The organism is Nonomuraea aridisoli (assembly GCF_003236395.1).
GTDB classification, from domain to species: domain Bacteria; phylum Actinomycetota; class Actinomycetes; order Streptosporangiales; family Streptosporangiaceae; genus Nonomuraea; species Nonomuraea aridisoli.
The window spans coordinates 1-4,457 of sequence record NZ_POUD01000444.1 but is presented as its reverse complement, the minus strand read 5'-3'; the positions used below and the strand labels follow the sequence as shown (position 1 = coordinate 4,457).

The following is a 4,457-nucleotide window of genomic DNA, read 5'->3' as shown; positions in this document are numbered from 1 at the left end:
CCCCCGACCGGCGCGGGATGAGGCCCGCGTAGTACGCCGGCCCACCGGAGGGATGCCGCGCACCCGGGCGTCGCATCCCTCCGCCCAACGGTCCCGGACCAGGCTCCTATGGGGCGAACAGCAGCGACCCCGGGCGCTTGCCGACGTAGTCGCAGACCGCCAGACCCCCTTGCCAGCGTCCGGTCTCGCTCCTGTACCTGTACTGGAGATTCTGCAGCCTGACCCCGAACTCGCTTCTCACGTCTTTGTAGAGCCCCGAGGAATGCGGATTCGCTCGTTGTGGCGTGCAGTACGCCGAGGCGGCCATGGGGAAGACCAACGTCGAGGCGATCAGATCGGCGATCTGCAGACCGGCGTGGTTGTCGCTGGCGGCGAAAAGGGGAACGTCGCGAAGTGCGGGGTAGGGGTCGCCGCCGGTGCGCCACTTCTGCGTGAAGATCGAGTGAGCCACTCTGCGGTTCGCTTGGTGAGTGCGTCCGTCCGCGACGACGATGCCGACGCTGTTCTGCACCACCAAGAACTGCGTGAAATGCGTGCTTATCTTCTGAACGGCATAGCCATAGTCCTTTTGCGGGTGCAACGACTTACCCGGTTCTTTGATCCAAACTCTTCCTATCACTCGGCATCCGTGTGCTTCCACGAGGTCGAGCAGCCCTAAGCGGAAACGATGCGCTTGGCGACGCTTGTTGCGCGATTGCGCTCTCGTCATCTGGAGAATTTCGCTGCCCTTGATCTCCACCAAGATATGGTCCAAAGCCGGTCCGGTGCTGAACCGCCCCGGGAAGTGCAGCCGCTTGAGTGCGAGGAACTCTCTGGTGAGGGCGGGGATGACGGAGGTGTCCGCGATCAGCCCAACGATCGCCATGACAGGAGTCGCGGAATTGCTGCTGTCGGGTGCCTCGCAGCCGCCTGCTTCATCGAGGTAGCAGATTTGCATGGCCGCACCATAACGCTAAGGCCGCCCCGCAGGGGCGGCCTTAGGATGTGGTGTTCGGAGCCAGGCTCCTATGCACCGCTAGAACGTTTCTGCCCACAGTCAAGCACAGCAATCGGCCGAGGGCAAAGGCAATGACACTTTGCCTGATTTGCGGGCCGCTCGACGATCGCATGACTCCACGATGTGCGCGGTTATGCGGCCTCGCCGCGATCCTGGAGCCGCTCGGCATCGAGCTGGTGACCGTGCCGCTGCCCGGGTACACGATCCACGTGGACGGGCAGTTCCACATGGTGGACGACGACCTCGCGCTGGCCAACACCCACCGCCTGCCGTACGAGTTCCTGGCCCGGCTGGACGACCTCGGGATCAAGGTCGTCTCGCCGCACCCCGACGAGCAGTACGCCTGCAACTCGCTCACCGTCCGGCCGCGCCGGCTGCTGTTCCCGGCCCACTGTGTCCGCACCGCCGACCGGCTGGCCGCCGAGGGCGTGGAGATCGTGCCGGTGCCGTACGACGAGATCCTGAAGAACGGCGGCGGCATCCACTGCTCCACCATGGAACTCGTCCGCGACTGGTAAGGACCTCGATGCATCTGACTCCGGCGGAGCACGACCGGCTGACCGTGTTCACCGTGGCCGAGCTGGCCCGCCGCCGCCGCGCGCGGGGCGCGAAGTTGTCCGCGCCGGAGGTGATCGCGCTGGTCGCCGACGCGGTGTTCGAGGCGGCCTGGGACGGGCTGCCGATGGACGAGGTGATCGCGGCGGGCCGCGGCGCGGTGCGGGCCGAGGACGCCCGGCCCGGCGTCGCGGCGCTGGTCCGCCGGGTCGAGGTGGACGCGCTGTTCCCGGCGGGGACGGCGCTCGTGGCCGTCGACGACCCGCTCGGCCGGGAGCCGGAGCCCGGCGACCCCGGGGCGGTGATCCCGGCGGCGCCGGAGAACACCGGCCTGGTGCCCGGTCGCGCCCGGCTGGAGATCGAGGTGACCAACACCGCCGACGTGGACGTGCACGTCTCGTCGCACTACCCGTTCTGGCAGGCCAACGCGGCGCTGGCGTTCGACCGGGAGGCGGCGCGCGGTCACCGGCTGGACGTGCCCGCGGGCAGCAGCCTGGGCTTCCCGCCGGGGGCGACGATCACGGTGCGGCTGGTCAGGCTGGGCGGCGCGGCCACCGCGCCCCGGCTCACGCTGGAGGACGGACGATGAGCTTCGACAGGGCGACGTACGCGGCCGTGTACGGCCCGACCACCGGCGACCGGGTACGCCTGGCCGACACCGGGCTCGTGGTCGAGGTCGAACGCGACGACACCGAGGCCGGCGACGAGCTGCTCGGCGGCTGCGGCAAGACCGTGCGCGAGGGACTGCTGCTCACCAGCGGCGCGCGTTCGTCCGAGCTGGACATGATCGTCACGAACGCGCTCGTCCTCGACCCGCTGCTCGGCGTGGTCAAGACGAACATCGGGATCAAGGACGGCAGGATCGCCGGCCTCGGCCGGGCCGGCTCGCCCGACGCGGTGGACGACGTCGAGCTCGTGGTCGGCCCGCACACGGCGATGATCCCCGCCGAGGGCATGATCGTGACGCCCGGCGTGGTGGACTCGCACGTCCACCTGTCCAGCCCGGCGCTGCTCGACGTGGCGCTGTCCGCCGGGGTCACGACCGTGGTCGGCATGGGCCTCGGCGGCGTGTGGGACATCGGCGTGAACCCCAAGCGCAACCTCGACCTGATGATCGAGGCGTGGCGGGAGGTGCCGGTGAACGTGGCCTTCCTCGCGCGCGGCTCGTCGGTGCGCCGCGCGCCCCTGGAGGCGGCCGTGCTCGCCTGGGCGGGCGGGTTCAAGGTGCACGAGGACTTCGGCGCGCAGCCCGCGGTCGTGGACACCTGCCTGGCCGTGGCCGACGCCGCCGGCCTGCCGGTCGCGCTGCACACCGACTCGCTCAACGAGTCGGGCCTGCTGGCCGACACCCTCGACGCGACGCGCGGGCGCACCGTGCACGCCTACCACGTCGAGGGCGGCGGCGGGCATCCCGACCTGCTGGAGATCCTGGCCCACCCGCACGTGCTGGCGTCCTCGACCACGCCGACGCTGCCGTACACGGTCAACACCGCGGCCGAGCTGTTCCCGATGACGATGACCGTGCACCGGCAGAACGCGCTGCTGCCCGGCGACGTGGAGGTGACCGCGAGCCGGGTGCGGGCGAGCGCGATCGCGGCCGAGAACGCGCTGCACGACGCCGGCGCGGTGAGCATCGTCAACTCCGACTCGATGGGCATGGGCCGCGTCGGGGAGACCGCCCGCCGCACCTGGCAGCTCGCCGCGCACGCCAAGGCGGTCGAGCAGGAGGACGCGCGGGGGAACGGCGGCCACGACAACGAGCGGGTGCTGCGGTACCTCGCGAAGATCACCATCAATCCCGCGATCGCGCACGGGATGGCCGGTCAGATCGGCAGCATCGCCCCCGGGAAGGTCGCCGACCTCGTGGTGTGGCATCCGGCGTGGTTCGGCGCGAAGCCGGAACTGGTCGTGAAGTCGGGGTTCGTGGCGTGGGGGGTGAGCGCGTCCGGGGCCGCGTCCACGCGGGCCGGGCAGCCGCGGGCGTACCGGCGGTTCTTCGGCGCCATGGGGGACGCGCCGCGCCGGCTGGCGCACGTCTTCGTGGCGGCGGAGGCGCTGGAGGACGCCGCCGCCCGGCGCGCGTTGCCGCCGGGGGCCGAGCTACCTGCCGGTCAGCGGCGCACGCGGGCTGACCCGTGCGGCCATGGTGCGCAACACCCGTGTCCCGCACGTCCACGTGCCCCGCGACGGCGGGCCCGTCCTGGTGGACGGCCGCCCGGCGGGCCTGCCCCCGGCCGTCTCGCTCCCCCTCACCCAGGTCCACCATCTGGCGTGACCGGGGGACGTGGGATGCTTCCCGGATGCTGATCAGAGAAGCCACCGCCGACGACTGGCCGGCCATCTGGCCGTTCTTCCACGAGATCGTCGCCGCAGGGGAGACGTTCACCTATCCGACGGACCTCGGGCGCGACGAGGGCCGCGACTGGTGGCTGCTCTCCGCTCCCAGCCGTACGGTCGTCGCGGTGGACGACTCGGGCGCGGTGCTGGGCACGGCGAAGATGAACCGCAACCACATGGGCAACGGGTCGCACGTCGCGAGCGCCAGCTACATGGTCGACCCGGCGCACGCCGGGCGGGGTGTCGGCCGGGCGTTGTGCGCGTACACGCTGGAGTGGGCACGGGCGGCGGGCTACCGGGTGATGCAGTTCAACGCGGTGGTGGAGACGAACGAACGCGCCGTGGGGCTGTACCGGTCGCTGGGGTTCGAGGTGATGGGCACGCTGCCGGAGGGGTTCCGGCATCCGGCCAAGGGCTACGTCGGGCTGCACGTCATGTACCGGACGCTCTGAGAGGGCCGGGCGGCTTCGGTCAGCCGCGTTCCCACGCGGTGACGCCGAGCAGGTTCGTGGAGCCGAGGTCGACGTGGCCCTCGACGCGGTGGCCGGCGACCAGGAGGGCGGTGGCG

Annotated in this window: 5 protein-coding genes; 4 read left to right on the top strand and 1 reads right to left on the bottom strand. The window is 71.1% G+C overall.

Annotated features, from left to right (window positions below; genetic code table 11):
- Window positions 1–106: 106 nt before the first annotated feature.
- Window positions 107–937 (bottom strand): DUF3800 domain-containing protein, encoded by an 831-nt coding sequence (locus tag C1J01_RS46420; RefSeq protein ID WP_111185376.1) that lies wholly within the window; start codon window positions 935–937, stop codon window positions 107–109.
- A 170-nt stretch (window positions 938–1,107) separates the two neighbouring features.
- Between C1J01_RS46420 and C1J01_RS46415 the strand changes: the two genes are divergently transcribed.
- Genes C1J01_RS46415 through C1J01_RS46400 form a run of 4 tightly spaced genes read left to right on the top strand, consistent with a single transcriptional unit; the run spans window position 1,108 to window position 4,341 of the window.
- Window positions 1,108–1,515 carry an arginine deiminase family protein gene (locus C1J01_RS46415; RefSeq protein WP_181449345.1) on the top strand — a complete coding sequence of 136 codons (408 nt, stop codon included), beginning with the start codon at window positions 1,108–1,110 and terminating at the stop codon, window positions 1,513–1,515.
- A gap of 8 nt (window positions 1,516–1,523) precedes the next feature.
- On the top strand, window positions 1,524–2,141 hold the full coding sequence (gene ureA / locus C1J01_RS46410) for an urease subunit gamma (RefSeq protein ID WP_111185374.1): 618 nt from the start codon (window positions 1,524–1,526) through the stop codon (window positions 2,139–2,141).
- Window positions 2,138–3,859 (top strand): urease subunit alpha, encoded by a 1,722-nt coding sequence (locus tag C1J01_RS46405; protein ID WP_235855129.1) that lies wholly within the window; start codon window positions 2,138–2,140, stop codon window positions 3,857–3,859. Before ureA ends, C1J01_RS46405 begins: the two co-directional genes overlap by 4 nt.
- On the top strand, window positions 3,853–4,341 hold the full coding sequence (locus C1J01_RS46400) for a GNAT family N-acetyltransferase (protein ID WP_111185373.1): 489 nt from the start codon (window positions 3,853–3,855) through the stop codon (window positions 4,339–4,341). Before C1J01_RS46405 ends, C1J01_RS46400 begins: the two co-directional genes overlap by 7 nt.
- The last annotated feature ends 116 nt before the right edge of the window (window positions 4,342–4,457 follow it).